The 18,014-nt window shown below is 54.5% G+C and carries 18 protein-coding genes; 10 read left to right on the top strand and 8 right to left on the bottom strand.

The window, feature by feature from the left end; all coding sequences use genetic code 11:
- The first annotated feature begins 208 nt into the window (after nucleotides 1-208).
- The 6 genes from PEH01S_RS29100 (at nucleotide 209) to PEH01S_RS29075 (ending at nucleotide 6,751) form a co-directional block, all read left to right on the top strand.
- The gene (locus PEH01S_RS29100) at nucleotides 209-1,825 is read left to right on the top strand and encodes a transporter substrate-binding domain-containing protein (protein ID WP_025846561.1); all 1,617 of its coding nucleotides are present in this window, start codon (nucleotides 209-211) and stop codon (nucleotides 1,823-1,825) included.
- Nucleotides 1,818-3,176: a sigma-54-dependent transcriptional regulator gene (locus PEH01S_RS29095; protein ID WP_127489647.1), complete on the top strand. Its 1,359-nt coding sequence runs from the start codon at nucleotides 1,818-1,820 to the stop codon at nucleotides 3,174-3,176. The genes PEH01S_RS29100 and PEH01S_RS29095 overlap by 8 nt, the downstream gene beginning before the upstream one ends.
- Before the next feature lie 252 nt (nucleotides 3,177-3,428).
- Nucleotides 3,429-4,247 (top strand): transporter substrate-binding domain-containing protein, encoded by an 819-nt coding sequence (locus PEH01S_RS29090; protein ID WP_025846565.1) that lies wholly within the window; start codon nucleotides 3,429-3,431, stop codon nucleotides 4,245-4,247.
- Nucleotides 4,248-4,285: 38 nt separating this feature from the next.
- Entirely contained in the window at nucleotides 4,286-4,963 is a 678-nt protein-coding gene (locus PEH01S_RS29085) for an amino acid ABC transporter permease (protein ID WP_025846567.1), read from the top strand.
- Nucleotides 4,960-5,730: an amino acid ABC transporter ATP-binding protein gene (locus tag PEH01S_RS29080; RefSeq protein WP_025846569.1), complete on the top strand. Its 771-nt coding sequence runs from the start codon at nucleotides 4,960-4,962 to the stop codon at nucleotides 5,728-5,730. The genes PEH01S_RS29085 and PEH01S_RS29080 overlap by 4 nt, the downstream gene beginning before the upstream one ends.
- Before the next feature lie 40 nt (nucleotides 5,731-5,770).
- Nucleotides 5,771-6,751, top strand: a complete 981-nt coding sequence (locus PEH01S_RS29075; protein ID WP_127489645.1) for an agmatinase family protein — start codon at nucleotides 5,771-5,773, stop codon at nucleotides 6,749-6,751.
- A gap of 112 nt (nucleotides 6,752-6,863) precedes the next feature.
- Here PEH01S_RS29075 and PEH01S_RS35070 read toward each other — a convergent pair whose 3' ends face one another.
- Together PEH01S_RS35070 and PEH01S_RS29065 are read right to left on the bottom strand one after the other, a co-directional pair.
- Nucleotides 6,864-7,616 (bottom strand): J domain-containing protein, encoded by a 753-nt coding sequence (locus tag PEH01S_RS35070; protein WP_025846573.1) that lies wholly within the window; start codon nucleotides 7,614-7,616, stop codon nucleotides 6,864-6,866.
- Nucleotides 7,617-7,644: 28 nt separating this feature from the next.
- The gene (locus PEH01S_RS29065) at nucleotides 7,645-8,292 is read right to left on the bottom strand and encodes a helix-turn-helix transcriptional regulator (RefSeq protein WP_025846575.1); all 648 of its coding nucleotides are present in this window, start codon (nucleotides 8,290-8,292) and stop codon (nucleotides 7,645-7,647) included.
- Nucleotides 8,293-8,567: 275 nt separating this feature from the next.
- Between PEH01S_RS29065 and PEH01S_RS29060 the strand changes: the two genes are divergently transcribed.
- Nucleotides 8,568-9,479, top strand: a complete 912-nt coding sequence (locus PEH01S_RS29060) for a TIM barrel protein (protein ID WP_025846577.1) — start codon at nucleotides 8,568-8,570, stop codon at nucleotides 9,477-9,479.
- Between the two features lie 102 nt (nucleotides 9,480-9,581).
- Nucleotides 9,582-10,268, top strand: coding sequence for a class I SAM-dependent methyltransferase (locus PEH01S_RS29055; protein WP_025846579.1), 687 nt, complete (start codon nucleotides 9,582-9,584; stop codon nucleotides 10,266-10,268).
- 88 nt (nucleotides 10,269-10,356) lie between these two features.
- On the opposite strand, the gene PEH01S_RS29050 is transcribed toward PEH01S_RS29055, so the two are convergent.
- From PEH01S_RS29050 to coxB, 6 genes are all read right to left on the bottom strand, one after another.
- A complete protein-coding gene (locus PEH01S_RS29050) occupies nucleotides 10,357-10,818 on the bottom strand; it encodes a DUF420 domain-containing protein (protein WP_025846581.1) in 462 nt (153 codons plus the stop codon).
- 46 nt (nucleotides 10,819-10,864) lie between these two features.
- Nucleotides 10,865-11,734, bottom strand: a complete 870-nt coding sequence (locus PEH01S_RS29045) for a cytochrome c oxidase assembly protein (protein ID WP_025846583.1) — start codon at nucleotides 11,732-11,734, stop codon at nucleotides 10,865-10,867.
- A 119-nt stretch (nucleotides 11,735-11,853) separates the two neighbouring features.
- On the bottom strand, nucleotides 11,854-12,168 hold the full coding sequence (locus PEH01S_RS29040; RefSeq protein WP_025846585.1) for a cytochrome C oxidase subunit IV family protein: 315 nt from the start codon (nucleotides 12,166-12,168) through the stop codon (nucleotides 11,854-11,856).
- A complete protein-coding gene (locus PEH01S_RS29035) occupies nucleotides 12,169-12,792 on the bottom strand; it encodes a cytochrome (ubi)quinol oxidase subunit III (RefSeq protein ID WP_025846587.1) in 624 nt (207 codons plus the stop codon).
- Nucleotides 12,789-14,600, bottom strand: coding sequence for a cytochrome c oxidase subunit I (gene ctaD, locus PEH01S_RS29030; protein ID WP_164828067.1), 1,812 nt, complete (start codon nucleotides 14,598-14,600; stop codon nucleotides 12,789-12,791). Before ctaD ends, PEH01S_RS29035 begins: the two co-directional genes overlap by 4 nt.
- Before the next feature lie 69 nt (nucleotides 14,601-14,669).
- On the bottom strand, nucleotides 14,670-15,677 hold the full coding sequence (coxB, locus tag PEH01S_RS29025) for a cytochrome c oxidase subunit II (RefSeq protein ID WP_025846591.1): 1,008 nt from the start codon (nucleotides 15,675-15,677) through the stop codon (nucleotides 14,670-14,672).
- A 302-nt stretch (nucleotides 15,678-15,979) separates the two neighbouring features.
- Here coxB and PEH01S_RS29020 point away from each other — a divergent pair, with 302 nt between their 5' ends.
- Entirely contained in the window at nucleotides 15,980-16,690 is a 711-nt protein-coding gene (locus tag PEH01S_RS29020) for a YhcN/YlaJ family sporulation lipoprotein (protein ID WP_127489658.1), read from the top strand.
- Between the two features lie 152 nt (nucleotides 16,691-16,842).
- Nucleotides 16,843-18,014: DEAD/DEAH box helicase (locus tag PEH01S_RS29015; RefSeq protein ID WP_164828066.1), on the top strand; the 1,172-nt coding region annotated here is incomplete at its 3' end.

Raw genomic sequence — 18,014 nt, 5'->3', positions numbered from 1 at the left:
GCGCATCCTTCCATCCCATTGTATGGAAAAACGCAGCGCTTCCAAAAGTGGAATTATTAAAGATCCAGTGGACGAAATGAAGAAACTTGATCGATGAACCGCTTTTGGAGATATAATACTAGGTAAAAGTCCGGCGAATAGATAGCGGAGTGAACGGAATCGTTCTGGCCCGGACTTTGACCCCCTCGGCAGAAAGGATCGAACATCTATGAAGCTTGTCAGACTTATCGCCTTTATTCCGATACTCTCTGTCCTGCTCCTCTCCGTCATGCTCCCCGGAGCCGCCGCAGTCGATATCGTTCCTTCGGAGCCGCGCAAGGTGATGCGCGTCGCCGGGGACAACAGTTTTCCGCCGTTCGAATTTGTCGCCAACGGCACGTTTCAAGGATTTAACGTGGATATGTTGAATGCGCTCTCGCTCGAAACCGGCATTTCGTTCGAATTTTATCCGATGCCCTGGAGCGAAGCGATCAAAGCCTTGGAAAGCGGCAAGGTGGATGCCGTCCAAGGGATGAAGTACAGCCAGGAGCGGGCCCAGAGCTACCGCTTCTCCGAGCCGTATTTTACAAGCTCGCAGGGCATCTTCGTCCGGAAGGATTCGTATTCCGTCCATTCGCTGGCCGACCTGCAGCACCGCAAAATCGCCGTGCAGGAAGGCGACATCAGCAGCGAGGCGATGCAGCGCATTCCGAACGCCACCGTGCTCGCGGCGGAAAATCAGGAGGAAGCGATCCGGCTTCTGCTCGGCGGTCAGGTGGACGCTTTTATCGGCAACCAGATTACCGGCCAATACGTGCTGCAAAAAAACCGCCAGCAGGACCAGGTGAAGCTGGTCGGCGATCCGATCGCCCCGACGGACTACGGACTTGTCGTGCTTAAGAAGAACGAAGCGCAGCTTGGCGAAATAAATCACGGGCTGCGCGAGCTGAAATCCAACGGCACCTATGCCAAGATCGAACGGAAGTGGTTCGGCGAATATATTTATCCGTCCGCTCCGCGGCTTAAGGAGCTGCTGACCTACGTCGTGGCGGGGCTCGTCATTACGGCGGCCGTCCTGCTGCTGATTCTATGGTGGAACTTGACGCTCAAGCGGGAATTGAAAAAGCGGCTGAACGCCTACAAGAAAACGCTGGACGAGCTGGCCCGCCGGGACCGGCTGCAATCGCTCGGCCAATTGGTCGCGGGCATTGCCCATGAGATCCGCAACCCGATCACTTCGATTTTGTCGTATTCTCAAGCGCTGCCCTTCAAGTACGACAACAAGGAATACCGCGAGTTTTTCACGATGCACGTCACCGAGGAAGTGATGCGGCTGAACCGGATCGTGACGGAGCTGCTGGACTTCGCCCGCGAGAAGCCGCCCGAGAAAACGCTGTTCAAGCTGGAGGAGACGGTGCGGGCCGTCGCTTTGTTTTTTCATAATCTCTTCGAGGAAAAACGCATTGTCGTGCAGCTCGACGTGCCGGATTCCGCGTACGTCTGGGCGGATGCCCAGCAAATCAAGCAGGTGCTGATCAACCTGATCCGCAACGCCATCGACGCGATGCCGGGCGGCGGAACGCTCCGCATCGCCGCGCAGGAGGGGCAGCCTTTCGTCATTGTTGAGATGGAGGACACCGGAGAAGGGATCGATGCGGACGATTTGCCGAAAATTTTCGAGCCGTTCTTTACCAAAAAAGCGGGCGGCGTCGGTCTCGGGCTGTCGATCTGCTACCAACTCGTGCGCGATAACCGCGGGGAAATCGAGGTAACGAGCGAAAAAGGAGCCGGGACCCGAATCGTATTGAAACTACCGAGCCAATTGGAGGAAGACGAGCATGCCTAAACCGAACCTGCTTATTTTGGACGATGAAATTTCGATCTGCAAATCGCTTTCGTTTATTTTGGAAGACGATTACGAGGTTTATGCGTCCACCGACCCCGACGAGGCTATCGCCCTGTTTTCCCACGTCGCCTTCTCGATCGCCCTGCTCGACTTGCGGCTCGGGATGCGCGACGGCATCGACGTGCTGAAGCAGATCCGCAGCGTTTCCCCCCGGACGGTCGTCATCATCATGACGGCTTACGGTAGCATCCCGTCGGCGGTGGAAGCGATGCGGCAGGGCGCATTCTATTACGCTTCCAAGCCGATCGATATGCACGAATTGAAGGTGCTGCTGGAAAAAGCGATGGAGCAGTTTCAGCTCCAATCGCGGGTCGAATGGCTGAGCGAAGAGATTCAAAAAGCGTACGACGTGCACGGCTTGATCGGGCACAGCGCGCAGATGCAGAACGTCTTCTCGCTGATCGACAAGGTCAAGAACATCGATTCCAGCGTCCTGATCATGGGCGAAAGCGGCACGGGCAAGGAGCTGGTGGCGCGCGCGATTCATTTTGCAGGCGACCGGCAGAAGCAGGTTTTCTCGACGATCAACTGCGCCGCCATCCCGGCCAACCTGATCGAGTCGGAGCTGTTCGGCTATGAGAAGGGGGCCTTTACCGGCGCGGTGGCCCGGAAAACGGGCATTTTCGAAACGGCCAACGGCGGCACGCTGTTTCTGGACGAGATCGGGGAGCTCGATATCGGGCTGCAGAGCAAGCTGCTCCGCGTGCTTCAGGAGAAAGCCATCATGCGGATCGGCGGGCAAAAGGAAATCGCGATCGACGTGCGGATTATTGCTGCCACGAACCGGGATTTGAAGAAGGAAATTCAGCAGGGCAAGTTCCGGGAGGACTTATACTACCGGCTGAACGTCATTCCGATCCTGCTGCCGCCGCTGCGCGAGCGGCAAGAAGACATCCCGTCGCTGATTCAGCACTTCATCAACAAAATCAACGAGCGCATGTCCAAGCAAATCAAAGGCATCGATCCGGACGCGCTTCAGCTGCTGCTGGACTATCCGTTTCCCGGCAACGTGCGGGAGCTGCAGAACATCATCGAACGCTCGATTGCTTTAGCGGACGGCGACCGGGTGACGGTTAGCGACCTGCCCGGAGATCTTCAAACGAAGCCGGCGCAGCCTGCCGACAGCAAGCTTGTGCCGGTTTACGTCGGAGAAACGATGGAAACGGTGGAGCGCAAGGTCATCCTGTCCACGCTTCAGGCGATGGACGGCAACCGGCGCAAGACGGCGGAGACGCTCGGCATCGGAGAGCGCACGCTGCGCGACAAGCTGGCCCGTTACCGGGCCGAATAAGGAGCGGGCGGCAAAAACCGCCCGGCAGATTTCGCCGCCCCGGCAATTTCCGCCGCTTTTTCGCCCCACCCTACCGCCGTTCCGCCTCCTTCCCTCTTTTCCGCAGGCCCGCCGATTTTTCCACCTGCCCGCCGATTTTCCGCCCTGTTCCGCCCCTTACTCCCTGCCGTTCGCGCTCCCAAATCCTATTGGCACGATATTTGCTTATAGAAAAAGCGTAACGACAAAACGACATGCAGGGGGAATTATACAATGATGTTTAAAGCAAAAAAACCGGTTTATTTGGCAGCAATCTGTCTATTGACGCTCATGGTTTCGGCGTGCGGCAGCAAGCCTGACGCTTCGGCAGGACAGCAAGCTCCGGCGGCGGCTGCGGGCAGCAACGAAATCCTTTCCAAAATCGCCAAGACGAAAACGCTTACGGTCGGAACGGACGCTACCTTCAAGCCGTTCGAGTACAAATCCGGCGACCAATTCGAAGGCTTCGACATCGACCTGATCCGTGCGGTGGCCAAAGAGCTCGGCGCGGACAAAGTCGAGTTTGTAGACACCGAGTTCAAAGGGCTCATTCCAGGGCTGCAGGCGAAGAAATTCGATCTTATCGTTTCGGCGATGTACATTACCGACGAGCGCAAGAAGACGATCGACTTCTCGGATTCGTATTTTCCGGGCGGCCTTTCGATCATGGTGAAGAAAGACAACGAGACGGTAAAAAGCTTTGAAGATCTGAAAGGTAAAAAAGTAGCGGTGCAAATCGGCACCAAATCGGTCAAATTTGTGGAAGAGAGCCATCAGAACATCGAGCTTGTCAAAGTAGAGAAAAACACGGAGATGTTCCTGGAGCTGGAGACCGGCAAGGCCGACGCGGTCATCACCGGATTCCCGGCCGCCAAAGCTTACGCCAAAGAAAAAGGCACGGTCAAGGTACTGCCTCAAACGCTGACGGAAGAATACTACGGCTACGGCATCCGCAAGGATAACCCGGAATTCGTGAAGGCGGTCAACGACGCGGTCAAGAAGGTCAAAGACAGCGGAAAATACAACGAAATCGTTAAAAAATGGTTCGAATAACCGGCCCGGCAGCTTAGCTCGCGATTAGGAGGGAAACTATGCAGCATTTTGACTTCAGCGTCCTTGGCGAGTGGCAGAATATCCGGCTGCTGCTGCAATCGTTATGGTACACGGTCATTTACACGCTGGGCGGGTTTGCGCTCAGCCTGATCATCGGGACGTTCATTTCGTTCGGACAAATGTCCAAATTCAAGCCGTGGAAATACGTATCGCTCGCTTATCTGTCCTGGTTCCGGGGCACTCCGCTGCTGGTGCAGCTGTTCCTGCTCTATTACGGGCTGCCGATCGTGTTCGGCATCGATACGGTCCCATGGGTATCCGGCGTCATCGCCCTGGGCATGTACAGCGGGGCGTACGCTTCCCAGGTCATCCGCGGAGCCATTCAATCGATCGACAGAGGGCAAATGGAAGCCGGGCGTTCCCTTGGCTTCTCCTATGCGCAGACGATGCGCAAGATCGTGATCCCGCAGGCGGTCATCCGCATGCTGGCGCCGATGACCAACGAGTTTATCTCGCTCACGAAAAACTCGTCCCTGCTGTCGACGATTACGGTCGTCGAGCTGTTCCGGCAGGCGAACCTGCTGATTGCCGACACGTACAAAACGATCGAGTTTTTGCTCGCTATTGCGATTCTGTACTATTTGGTCAATAACCTGATCGGGTTTATCGGCCTGGTGCTGGAGAGACGTCTCGGGACGGGGGATGATATGCGATGATACGAATTAACGGGATTCACAAATCGTTCGGAAGCAACCATGTGCTGCGCGGCATCGATCTTCAGGTGCAGCAAGGGGAGGTCGTCGTCATTCTCGGGCCATCGGGCTCCGGTAAAAGCACGCTTTTGCGCTGCATCAACTATCTGGAAACGTACGACAAAGGCAGCGTCGTCATCGAAGAGAAGCCGATCGGCCGCATTCCCGTGCAAGGACAAGCCGGTCAGTCCGTGGAAATGCCGCAGAAGGACCTGAATGCCGTCCGTCAGGATGTCGGCATGGTATTCCAATCGTTCAACCTGTTCCCGCACAAATCGGTGCTGCACAACATTACGATGGCGCCGATCTCGCTGCGGGGGATGAACAAGGAAGATGCGGAGCAGTTGGCGCGCGAATTGCTGCGCAAGGTCGGCCTGCTGGATAAGGCAGAGGCCCGGCCGTCCAGCCTGTCCGGCGGACAAAAGCAGCGGGTCGCCATCGCCCGGGCGCTGGCCATGAAGCCGAAGGTGATGCTGTTCGACGAGCCGACCTCCGCGCTGGACCCGGAGACGGTCGGCGAGGTGCTGCAGGTCATGCGTAACCTGGCGAAGGAAGGGATGACCATGGTCATCGTCACGCACGAGATGGGCTTCGCCCGGGACGTCGCGGACCGCGTCGTCGTGATGGACGGCGGCGTCATTATCGAGGAAGGCAAGCCGTCCGAAATTTTCACGAAGCCGACGCACCCGCGCACCCGAATGTTCCTGAGCCAAGTGCTCGAAAGCAAGTAAGAGATCGCGTAAAATCGCACGAAGGAGAAAAAGAACCGTCATGCACAAATTCACTCATTTGCAGCGGCCCGGCGTGATGTTTACTCCGGGCGCAGGCGACCCGTATGTGACACGTCTCTGCGACTGGATAACCGAATGGGACGGGCAGCAGCCGCTTGACGCCGCGATCGTCGGGGCCCCCCTGTCGAAAAGCTCAATCAGCTTCTCGGGCGCCCACCTGCACCCCGCCACGTTAAGACAGCTGTTCAGCGCCTTTACGACGTATAACTTCGAAGCCGATTTGGACCTGAGCAGCCTGCGCGTCGGCGACCTCGGAGATGTCGGCATGCACGTCACCGATATCCCGCAGTGCCATCGCAATATCGAACAGGCGTTTCAAGAAATTACGCAGCAGCTTCCTTCCACAATCCCGTGTCTGGTGGGCGGCGACCACTCGATTACGTTTCCGGCGCTGACGGGGATTCAGGGCGTGCGCAAAGAACGCATCGGGCTGATTCAGTTCGACGCCCATCTCGATGTCCGGGATACGGCCTACGGCGGCAGATCGAACGGAACACCCATTCGCAGCCTCGTGGAAAACGACGTCATCCGGGGCGAGGATATCGTGAATATCGGTCTGCGCAGCTTCGCCAATTCCAAAGCGTACCGCGACTTCGCCGAGCAGCAAGGCATTACGCTTTATACGGCAAGACAAGTCCGGGAGGAAGGCATCAAGCCGATTCTGGAACGGACGATCCGCGAGCTTGCCGCCAAAACCGATTCCGTCTACGTCACGTTCGATATCGATGTGCTCGACCAAGCGGACGTACCCGGCGTGCCGGCGATCGGGCCCGGAGGGCTCTCGCCGGTGGACCTGTTCACCTGCGCCGAGCTGCTCGGGGAATGGAACCGCGTCATCGGCATGGACATGGTCTGTGTGGACCCGAGCCGGGATACGCGCGACCGGACGTCGCGCATAAGCCTGCACGTCCTGCTGTACTTCTTGACCGGACTCGCCAGACGACGGCTCGCGCTCGCTTAATGCAGCGCTATAAGGGACCTGCTGCCGTGACAGCAGGTCTCTTTGTCATAATGATAGAATGTCAAAAGCCGAATGGCTCTTCTTCGAAATGGCTTCGATTAAGAAGCTTTTCTTATAATTTTGATTGGCCCTGCATGTAGCTGTCGTGCGCCTGCTTGACCCAATCGAACAAATAGGCGCTGCCGCCGTGATCGGGATGCAGCTTTTTCATTAAAGTCCGGTAGCGCTGCTTTAGCTCCTTGGGCGAAGCGTTGTCCGAAGCGCCGATCACCGTCGGAAAAGACACCTGTCCCCTTGGCCCCGCCGCTCTCGCAGAATCCCTCGCAGAGTCCGACGAGCTGTCCCCGTAATGCCGGTTATACGACTTTTTCTCGTCCGATGCTTGCCGGTACAGCTCCTGAAATTCCGCTTCCAGCTTGTCGAGATACGCCTCCAGCTCTTCTTCTGACCCGGGCCATTCCCCTTCCCAAAATTCGTGCTCAAACCGCTCGTAGAGCGCGTCGAAGCGTTCCATCAGATCGTTCAGCATCACGATCGAAGCTTTGATCTTCTCCGTGAGACGGTAAATCCGGATCACCTGATGCACCGCCCACTCGGGCATGTTTCCGGCGAAGCCGTGAAGCGCCCTGCTCATATATTTGTCGGGCAAGCGGGCATCCTCCCAAAACTCCAGCAAGGCCTGCTGCCGTTCATGGTTTAGCTTCTTTCCGATCTGCACGGCCATCGGGAGGCTGACGGCGCCTTTGTTCAGCTCTGATTTCCAGCTTTCCGTCAAATTCATCAGCGCAGCCACGACCGGGATCAATCGATCGTCCGTCACCGTAATGATCTCTGGGCCGGAGCGACCCTTCATCGTATCGTCCATTCGCTGCACTCCTGTTCCGCCCTCAAGTCTAGGCATGGCCCGAACGGATCATATACTGGCACTTCCGCCCGCCTTCGGCCATACATTCCGTGCGCGTAACAGGCACGGCGAGCAAAGCTTGAAACAGCGTCAGCTCGCATTGGCAAGCCTGCCGGTAGCGAACGGCCACCTGATAGATCGGGCAGTTCGCTTCCTCGAAGACGATCGTTCCGTCTCCTCTCTTTTCTACCTTAACCATATACCCTTCTTGCTCTTGCAGCCGGGCCAGCCGTTCCACCCGCTTCTCCAAATCCAGGCCTTGAAACGAAGCCTCATGCTGCCGCAGCCACTTCTCTTTGCGCCGGTCGAACAAGCGGCTGACTTGGCCGGCTCCGAATTTATCCTTCACCTCGTCGATCAAATCGTTGGCCAACGCGTCGTAGCCGTTCGCAAACAAAGCCCCCGCCTTTTCCGTAAGGCTGTACAAATAAGTCGGTCTCCCTGCGCTTTGGCGTTGAATGTTCGTCTGCACATACTGGTCCTTTTGCAGTTCGTGAATATGACGCCGGACGGCCACTCCCGTTACGCCTAGCTGATCGGCCGCTTCCTGAATGCTGATTTTGCCCCGCTTTTTTAACAAGATCAGAAGCGCTCTCCGGGTCGAGCGATCCTCTTGATGCAAGCTTCGAATGTTCACGGTTCGTTTACACCTGCCTGTCTCTATTCATTTTGATCTCCGGGCGGTTTCATTATTCCCCATTATATACCTAATGGAATAGTTTTGTACATGGAAAACTTTTTTGTATAAAGGAAACTTTCGCAACCGCATTGTTTCCTCTAATATCTACGTCATTATATTAAAGACAACTTTTGACGGTGAAGGCCATTTTTATCGGGCGTTTGGGGAACAATCTCGTTGGATGGTAAAATATTGTAGAACCATCATTCTATCCATCATAAGGAGACCGGGGCATGAGCCAAAGAAGATTGCAGATTGGCATGTGGAATGCGTTCAGCGAAGAGAATATGGAGCGTTTCGGTTCCGATGCGATTGGCGGTATTGAAATTTGCCAGTATCGCGACCACGAAAGCTTGGGGTATACCAATAAAGTCTGTAAAGAAAAGGGGCTTTCCTTTGGCATTCATACGCCGGTTTTCGGCGGACAGCCGTACAGGCTCCCGCGGATTACTTCCATAGACCGCGCGGAACGGGAAGAAGCCTTGCGCCGCGTAGAATGCGAAGTCCGTACAGCAGCGGAATATGGCGCCGATTATATTTTGTTTCACTATCCTTTTGTGCCGATATTCCCATTGAAAACGAAGCAGGTTTTCTCCAACATGCCGAAGCCGGGCGAACGTTATGACCATGATCAGATCGGTGCGGCTCAGCTTAGGGACATTTCCCTCGAATTGTTTGATACGCTTTGCGAGCTTCAACACCGTTATGGGCAGCGTATCGTATTAGAGCATGATTTTTGGGGAGAGCACGAGGGGCTGCTTACGATGATGTTTCGGGAGCATCCGGAGATTGGACTTGTTGTGGATACGTCCCGGCTGGATATTTCCGCGAGAGCGTTTCATCATGTGGAACCGATGCGCTGGCTTGAAGCCGCAGCACCGTATGTTTATTTGGTCCATTACAGCAACGTACGGTATGAACCCGACCGGTTCATTCATCATCTTCCCGTTCTGCCGGAGCATGACGATGACAACCGGTTTGGGGACGCCTACGCCTATCTCGCCTGTTTAGCGCAGCGGAACGACCGGTTTCACGTAACCTTTGAGCATCACGCGAGTCTTATCGACCGCCATCGTCTGCTTGAGCTTTATGCCCGAACGGAACGGCTGTTAAAACCCTCTCTAAAAGAGTCCAATCCGGCCTAAGCAGATAAATGCACAAACGTGGTTTTGGCTCCCCCTTGACCTTCACGTAACGGAAAGGTGTACGCTATCGGTGCAACGACATCCGATGAAGGAGAGGTACTTATGCCGAATCATGATCAGATTTATTCCGAGCAAGCCGGGCGTTACCACCGCTTAATCAGCAAGCAACCCGAATTGGCGCATATCGTGCAATCCATCAAGCCGTTCGCAGGACTCGACATCGTCGATCTGGGCGCCGGAAGCGGCAGGCTATCGTCCGTCCTGGTCGAACAAGCGCGGTCGCTGACCGCAACCGATGCATCCGCCGCGATGCTAGATGTCTTGAAGGAGCGCACTGCCGAAGCGGACCGTCCCCGCCTGCGTACGGTCGTCGCGGATCATCGCGAGCTGCCTTTGCCGGACGCCAGCGCGGACTTGATCGTTTCCGGCTGGAGCCTGTGCTACTTGGCCAGCAGCAACGATCCGATGTGGTCGTCCAACCTGGAGCGCATCCTGCAGGAAATCAACCGGGTGCTTCGTCCAGGCGGAACCGTCATCATCTTCGAAACGATGGGCACAGGCTTCGAAACGCCCAATCCGCCCGATTTTCTCTCGGACTATTATGCGGCTTTGGAACGGCAGTATGGCTTTACCCACCAATGGATTCGCTTGGATTATACATTCGACAGTCTTAGCGAAGCGGAAGAACTAACCCGCTTTTTCTTCGGCGACGAGTTGGCTTCCCGAGTCATTGCCAAAGGCTGGACGACCGTTCCCGAATGCGCCGGCATCTGGTTCAAGCATTACTAACTGCTCCCGGCAAGACGAAGAGGCTGTTCCCCCGAGCGAGTAGCGGTACCCTTCTCGGACAAACAGCCTCTTAATAGTTTATAACGACCTACAGCCCCAAAATCGCATCGATCATCGGCTTCGTCTCCCCACCCGGGTACAGCAAATAGAGCAGAATGTACACGGCCACACCGGTCGGCGCCGTCAGCAGCCACATGACTGCCGTCCAGCGGCCGATTTTGCGGTGCTTGGCAAACTTCTTATTGAACGCGTACAGCAGCGTTACGATGCCGAAAACACCTGCGAGCGTAGCCAATGTAATATGGAAAAACAAAAACAGATGATAAGCCAGCTTCAAGTTCTCCGGTCCGCCGAAAGACGTATTGCCGATAAAGATCGTCCGGCTGGCATAGATCAGAAAGAACGCCAGCGCAAATCCCGCGCCCCAGAGCATCAGCTTTTGATGCGTTTCCCGGTTGCCCTTCACAATATGATACCATCCGAAAGCGACAAAGATAGCGCTTATTACAATAAAAGACGTACTGATCGTTGGCAAAATCGCTATTTTCACGTGTATCCCACCCGTTCACTTCGCAATAAACATTCCACATTGCCAATTAGGCACGATTGGCACTCCCTGCCGGAAAGTACGGCTCGTCGGGCAGCTCGTCGTCCTGCTTGCGCTCTCTCCGATACCAACGGAAGAAGGTAAAGCCCAGAGCCACGCCGTATACAATCTCTTGTACGATCTTCATGATGACGCCGCCAAGCTGCTGATCGTCGAGCATCGGCAGCAGCAAGAGCTGCTCCGGAACGGCTGAGTACATCGCATACATCGGATCCCTGGCGAAAATAATCAACGCACAGGCCGGCGTCAGCAAAATCCCGTTCACAAAAATATACGCCATCCGTTTCATCTCGGACATGGTGTTGTATTCCGGCAGCGGGCAAAACACCGGGAACCACATTTGGAAGGCGGCCAGCAGGAAAAAGATTTTGTAGATGAACAACGCTGCCGCGTTAGCCATCAAAGCATCCATGATCATCGGAATGTGATACATAGAGAAAATGAAGTTAAACAGAAACAGCGACAGCAGCGGATTCGTCAAGAAACGCATGACCCATTTCGTTCGCTCGCCTTTTAACGCGGGGCGCAGCAGCCACCCCGGCAGCCCGAGCAGCAAGCACGGCGGCATAACCAGATACAGAATCGACTGCTGGAACATATGAACGCTGAAAAAGTAGTGATGGCCGTAATAGGAAAGCGGGCTGCCTTCCGCCGCGTACCATAAGGCCAGTCCAAGCCAGAACCACAGCTTTTGTTTCAATGCGACAGGCTCGCTATCCGCAAAGTCTTTACGCCAACGGCCTACCGCAAGCGTATATAATACACCGACAACAATCAACAGCAGCAAAAAACCGGGGCTCCATAATGCAGCAAACGTAGGGCCGGTTTCGTGCCCTCCATGGGACATCGTAGGGTCCAAGACGAATATGCTCCTTTCCCAACCCGGTTCTTGCGCCGGGAATTGTGTCGAAACGGTGAAAATGTCTGCCGTTACGCAAAAGAGAGGGGCCTACGTAACGCAGCCTCCTCTCCTCTATCCTACCACCAAACCCAATATACGGCCATGATGACCGCGGTTAATGCGATAAACGCGCCGAATGCCAATCCGACAATCGGGAAGAAGTGTCCCCGATCTTTCATGTGCATCCAATAGGCCAATTGGAAAATAATCTGAACAATCGCCAAGCCGACGATGAAGAACAAAATAAACGAACGGTCCAACCCGCCGTACAGCACGACGGCAAATGCCAGCATCGTGAGCACGATGGAGATAATGTACGATAAGTAGTGATTCTTCGGACCTTCCAAACGATGGCGATCACCGGCAGACGACGAATGGTGTTGGTTGCTCATTTATGGACCCACCTTCCCCATCAGGTATACGACCGTAAAGATGAATACCCAAATGACGTCGATAAAGTGCCAGTATAACCCGGCGACGTAATATTTGGGCGCCGTGACTACAGTCAAGCCTTTTTTAAAGCCGTTGATGATCAAAAGCGAGATCCACAGAACACCGAAAGCAACGTGAGCGCCGTGAAAGCCTACCAACGTGTAGAAGGAGGTAGCGAACGCGCTTTTCGAGAACGTGTGTCCTTCATGGACATAGTGTACGAACTCGTAAATTTCAAGGCCCAAGAAGGCGAGGCCGAGCAGTACGGTAACGGCCATCCAGGCTTGAAGCTTTTGGAACTGGTTGCGGTGCAGCGCCATGGTGGCGAACACGCTGGTCAAAGAACTGGTGAGCAAGATGAACGTCGATATAGCGACCAAATCAAGCGAGAACAAATGCTGAGCCGTCGGGCCGTCCGGCACCTGATTGCGCAGGGCGATGTAGGAGGCGAAGAGCGAACCGAACAGTACGCACTCGCCGCCAAGGAACAGCCAGAAGCCCATGACTTTATTTTTGCCTTCTAATGTTGCCGTTTCTGCGTGAGGTGGCAAAGCGCCGCCCGCTTCATGATGTGCTGCACTCATGCCTTCGCCCCCTTATCGTTTAACTCCTCCGGCTCGATATGGAAACCGTGATCATCATACACAGAACGGAAGAACATGCAGATTAACGTCATACCGATACCGAGGATACTGACAATATACGTGTGATACATAAATCCGTACCCTGCGATGAACAAACCGACCGACATCAGGAACGGCAGAATCGAAGGCGACGGCATATGAATCGAACCGAGCGGTTCGGCCGGCGTCATTTCTTTGTTGCCTGCCATCTTTTCTTTCCAGAATGCGTCATATCCGCGAACAAGCGGAGTTTGCTTGAAGTTGTACTCCGGCGGCGGCGAAGGAATCGTCCATTCCAGCGTGCGAGCATCCCACGGATCGGCCGGGGCCGTTACCGGTTTTCTCAGCGAAGAGAAACAGTTGATCAGGAAGACGATCGTACCGATTCCCATCAGGAACGCGCCGATGGTACTGATAAAGTTCCCTTGCTCGAGTCCGACGCCCGGCTGATACGTAAACACGCGGCGCGGCATCCCCATCAAGCCCAAGAAGTGCTGCGGGAAGAACGTCATATGGAACCCGATAAAGAAAGTCCAGAAATGAATTTTACCCAGCGTCTCGTTCAGCATGCGGCCGAACATTTTCGGCCACCAGTAGTACGAAGCCGCAAACAACGCGAGCACAAGACCGCCGACGATAACGTAGTGGAAGTGAGCTACGACGAAGTACGTATCGTGATATTGGAAGTCAGCTGCCGGTACGGCAAGCATAACCCCGGTGACGCCACCCATAACGAACGTCGGAATAAATGCCGTTGCGAAAATGTTAGCTGTCGTAAAGCGGATTTGACCGCCCCAAAGCGTGAACAGCCAGTTAAAGATTTTAACCCCGGTCGGTACCGCAATCGCCATCGTAGCGACCCCGAAGATCGCATCCCCGACGGGACCGATCCCTGTCGTAAACATATGGTGAGCCCATACCATGAAGCCCAAAAATCCGATAAGAGCCGTAGCGAATACCATGGAGCTATAGCCGAACAAACGCTTTTTCGAGAACGTCGACACGATATCCGAAATGATACCGAACGCCGGCAAAATCAGGATGTAAACTTCGGGGTGCCCGAAAATCCAGAAGAGGTGTTCCCAAAGCACCGGGTTACCGCCCTTCGCCACATCGAAGAAAGCGCCGCTAAAAATCCGGTCGAACATCAATTCGACAAGCCCTACCGTAATGGCCGGGAAAGCGAAAAGAATGAGCAAAGAAGTAATGAACGCGGCCCAAGTAAACATTGGCATTCTCATGTAAGTCATGCCTGGCGCACGCATGTTGATGATCGTGACGAGGAAGTTAATCCCCCCGATCAGTGTACCGAGACCTGCGATCTGCAAGCCGAGAACGTAGAAGTCTACGCCCTTGAACACGCCGGTTGGATCAACGATGCCCGCAAGCGGCGGGTAAGCCGTCCAGCCCGCTGCCGGCGCGCCGCCGAGAAACCAAGACGTGTTCAGCAGCAAGCCGCCGAAGAAGAACAACCAGAAGCCCAGTGCGTTCACGAACGGGAACGCTACGTCGCGGGCTCCGATCTGAAGCGGTACGATCGCATTCATGAAAGCGAAGATGACCGGCATCGCCGCAAGGAAGATCATCGTCGTACCATGCATGGTTGTCAATTGGTTAAACGTATCTCCGAAAAAGATTTTCTGATCGGGATAAAGCAGCTGAATCCGGATCAAGATGGCCTCAATGCCGCCCATCAGGAAGAAGATCCCGCCCGCGATCAAATATAAAATTCCGATCTTTTTATGGTCCACCGTGGTAAGCCAATCCATCAGCCCGGTGTACCGTTTTGCCGTGTGTCCGTGAGCCACCGTATAAACCTCCTTTTTCCGCGATGCTCGTTACTTTAACTTCAACGAATTCAAGTATTTGATTACATCATTGATTTGGTCGTCCTTCAATCCGAGAGCAGGCATTTTGTTACCCGGTTTCACCGATTGAGGATCGGCAATCCACTGCTTCAAACTTTCATCGTTGTGCGGCAAAATGCCAGCAACGAGCTCACGGGAAGCAAAGCCGTTCAAGTTCGGACCTGCGCCGAGTCCCTGCGCGTTAACCGCGTGACAGGACAAACAGTTGTCTTTGAAGATCTGTTCGCCTTTCTGCGCATCGGCCGGAACGGCGGCAGGCGTTTTCATTTTGGCGACCCATTGATCGAAATCCGCTTGATCCATCGATTTCACTTTAAAGTCCATCAAGGAGTGAGAGGCGCCGCAAAGCTCCGCGCACTTTCCTTTGAAGACGTCCACTTCGTCTGCTTGCAAGTAATATACGTTGGTGTTTCCTGGGTTCGTATCCATTTTACCGCCGAGCGACGGAACCCAGAAGGAGTGCTTCACATCGGAAGCGGTTAATTCGAAGGCGATCTTTTTGTTTGTCGGAATGACTAAGTCTTGGGCTGTTGCGATCCCCAACTCCGGATATTCGAATTGCCACCAGAATGCGTGTGCCGTTACTTTCACATGCAGCGCATCTTTGTTGTCTCTGTGGTCTTCCAAAAGCTTAAAGGTGTACTGTACGGTAGGAACGGCCAGAATAAGGAGCAAAATGATCGGAATAACCGTCCAAATAATCTCCAGCGTATGACTGCCTTCCACCTGCTTCGGAATGATGTCTTTGTCGCCTTTTTTCTTTCTGAAGCGGACCAGGACATACAAATAAAGAACAAAAACGACCACGACAACCAGAAGCATGATCCCGAAGCTTAGCTTCATCAGGAACAGCTGATCTCTGGCCACCGGACCCCTTGGCTTTAAGGCGGAAATCGTCTGGTCTCCACACCCCGTTAACAGCAACATCATCAACCCAAAAAGAGGGATGAATCGCCACAGATTTTGCCATCGAATCATCTTAATCAATCCCACCTTATAAAGCAAATATTTTTCGATCAAAATAGGTCATAACTTGTCAATGAACCTAATCACCATATTAACTATAAATTCGGACCTGTTTTTTGTCAATGAATCTGAAGAAGTTCACAAATTGTTCGGAACTCTTGGATTTGCTAGGGTTTAAGCGTTTTCGCCTCTATTTGGTTATTTCCAGATAGCGGTGCTTTTATGCATCAATTGGACCTCGCTTTCCTGCGCATAAATCCTCCCCGATAATCAATCCTAAAGGCAAGGCTATTTTTCAAAGGAGGGCACTCATGATGCGTTATTTCCGATGGATCGGATCGGCGGCCGCCTTGGGCCTTGCCATGACGATGACCGGCTGCTTTTCATGGTACGACTACAACAGCGCAAACAATTACGGCAGCAAGCGGGATATGCCAAGGCAGGACACGTCGCGCGCTTATCAAACTCAGCAGCAGTATGCCCCCGTTTCCCACAAAGTAACCAAACTCGAGCTAAATCAGCATTTGTCCGATCAGGTGGCCGCGATGGACGGGGTCAACAGCGCGATCGTCATGATGGGCGATAATGTCGCCTACGTTGCCATCACGATGGACAGCACCGCCAGCGGGACGCGGGGAGGCGAAGGCAAAGGGACGGAAACGAACAATTACGGTTTGGTGAAAGGGCTGTACAGCACGTACGGAGACCAAAGCGATTACGCCCCGCCCGACCAGTTGATCAGCGGCGGCAGCGGCGGAGAAACGGAAATTCACCACGAGCATCTCTCGCATTTGTTCAAGCAAAAAATTGCGGAAAAAATCCGCCTGAATCAGCCGACGGTGCATGACGTATATATTTCGGCAAACCGCAACGTCGTCAACGCGTTCAACCGGATGGCGCAGGATAGCTGGAGCGGAAGAAGCCTGGAGCCGTACCGCGCGCAATTCACCGAAATGATGGAACGGACGTTCGGAACGGACGTTACGATTCCGAATCAAGCGGAAGGGAACGGGCGGGAATATTGAGTTTGAGTCCCGTCGTCGCTTCAGCGGAAAGCACGCTGCACCCGGCTTTTTCAGCCCCGTGCAGTTTCTTTTTGCCGCCGGTTCCTGTAGAATTGCATTTATAATTGAAGGTTCTCTTAGAAGAATAATTCGAATTACGAGGAGATAATATAATGAAGAAAAATAATTTTGCCCTGCTCGGGATCGGGAGCGACTTGGCCGAGGCCATGCAAAAACATGGATATCATGAACCGACGCCAATCCAACGCGAAGCGATTCCGGTTGCTCTTGCCGGTCAGGACATCATCGCTCAAGCGCAGACCGGGACGGGCAAAACGCTGGCTTTTGCACTGCCGATTCTGGAAAACGTCAAGCCCGACAACCCCAACGTGCAGGCGCTGATCGTTACCCCGACCCGCGAGCTTGCCATTCAAATTACGGAAGAAATCAAGCGCTGGGCTCCGCTCAAAGGGTTGCGCGTGCTGTCCGCTTACGGAGGGCAGGATGTCGAGCGTCAGATCCGCAAGCTGGAAGGAAATATACATATTATTGTAGCGACGCCCGGGCGGCTCCTCGATCATCTGCGCCGGGAAACGGTGCAGCTTCATAAGCTGTCCGTTCTCGTGCTGGACGAAGCCGACCAAATGCTGCACATGGGCTTTTTGCCGGAGGTCGTGGAGATTATTTCGGTGACTCCGAGCCGCAGGCAGACGCTGCTGTTCTCGGCTACGATGCCGCCGCGCATCCGTCAGCTGGCTAAAGAATATATGCGGCAGCCGGTGGAAATCGAAGTGAAGTCGAAGCGCGTGACGCTGGACGAAATCGAGCAGGTTGTCATTCAGACGACCGACCGCGGAAAACTGGAAGCGCTCTGTAAATTAATCGATGAGGAAAATCCGTATCTGGCGATGATTTTTTGCCGTACGAAGCTTAGAGCGAGCAAGCTGATGAACGAGCTGGCGGAACGCGGGTATTCGTGCGACGAGCTGCACGGAGACTTGACGCAGGCGAAGCGCGAGCAGGTCATGAAGCGGTTCCGCGAGGCAAAAATCCAGCTTCTGGTGGCGACCGATATCGCGGCGCGCGGGCTCGACGTCGAAGGCATCACGCACGTGTTCAACTACGACATTCCGCACGATGCCGAAAGCTATATTCACCGTATCGGGCGGACGGGGCGCGCAGGCCAGGCGGGAAAAGCATTTACGTTCGCCGCGCCGCGGGACGCCATGTATCTGGAGCAGATCGAGCGGGGCATTAAGGCGACGATCGCGAAGCGGCCGGGGAAAGCGGCGGCAGAGCGCGCGGACGCGGCGGCAGAGCGCGCGGACGCGACGGCAGGCGCGGC

Origin of the sequence: Paenibacillus ehimensis NBRC 15659 (genome assembly GCF_004000785.1) — a bacterium.
Lineage (GTDB): Bacteria > Bacillota > Bacilli > Paenibacillales > NBRC-103111 > Paenibacillus_G > Paenibacillus_G ehimensis.
The sequence above is the reverse complement of the archived record's forward strand: the minus strand, read 5'-3'. Positions and strand labels throughout refer to the sequence as shown.

Excerpts from the sequence above, each read along its gene's own strand:
- PEH01S_RS29075 (WP_127489645.1), top strand. The coding sequence starts at position 5,771 with ATGCACAAATTCACTCATTTGCAGCGGCCCGGCGTGATGTTTACTCCG.
- PEH01S_RS29055 (WP_025846579.1), top strand. The coding sequence starts at position 9,582 with ATGCCGAATCATGATCAGATTTATTCCGAGCAAGCCGGGCGTTACCAC.
- PEH01S_RS29035 (WP_025846587.1), bottom strand. The coding sequence starts at position 12,792 with ATGAGTGCAGCACATCATGAAGCGGGCGGCGCTTTGCCACCTCACGCA.
- ctaD (WP_164828067.1), bottom strand. The coding sequence starts at position 14,600 with ATGGATTGGCTTACCACGGTGGACCATAAAAAGATCGGAATTTTATAT.
- PEH01S_RS29080 (WP_025846569.1), top strand. The coding sequence starts at position 4,960 with ATGATACGAATTAACGGGATTCACAAATCGTTCGGAAGCAACCATGTG.
- PEH01S_RS29100 (WP_025846561.1), top strand. The coding sequence starts at position 209 with ATGAAGCTTGTCAGACTTATCGCCTTTATTCCGATACTCTCTGTCCTG.
- PEH01S_RS29040 (WP_025846585.1), bottom strand. The coding sequence starts at position 12,168 with ATGAGCAACCAACACCATTCGTCGTCTGCCGGTGATCGCCATCGTTTG.
- PEH01S_RS29090 (WP_025846565.1), top strand. The coding sequence starts at position 3,429 with ATGATGTTTAAAGCAAAAAAACCGGTTTATTTGGCAGCAATCTGTCTA.
- coxB (WP_025846591.1), bottom strand. The coding sequence starts at position 15,677 with ATGATTCGATGGCAAAATCTGTGGCGATTCATCCCTCTTTTTGGGTTG.
- PEH01S_RS35070 (WP_025846573.1), bottom strand. The coding sequence starts at position 7,616 with ATGGACGATACGATGAAGGGTCGCTCCGGCCCAGAGATCATTACGGTG.
- PEH01S_RS29020 (WP_127489658.1), top strand. The coding sequence starts at position 15,980 with ATGCGTTATTTCCGATGGATCGGATCGGCGGCCGCCTTGGGCCTTGCC.
- PEH01S_RS29095 (WP_127489647.1), top strand. The coding sequence starts at position 1,818 with ATGCCTAAACCGAACCTGCTTATTTTGGACGATGAAATTTCGATCTGC.
- PEH01S_RS29060 (WP_025846577.1), top strand. The coding sequence starts at position 8,568 with ATGAGCCAAAGAAGATTGCAGATTGGCATGTGGAATGCGTTCAGCGAA.
- PEH01S_RS29085 (WP_025846567.1), top strand. The coding sequence starts at position 4,286 with ATGCAGCATTTTGACTTCAGCGTCCTTGGCGAGTGGCAGAATATCCGG.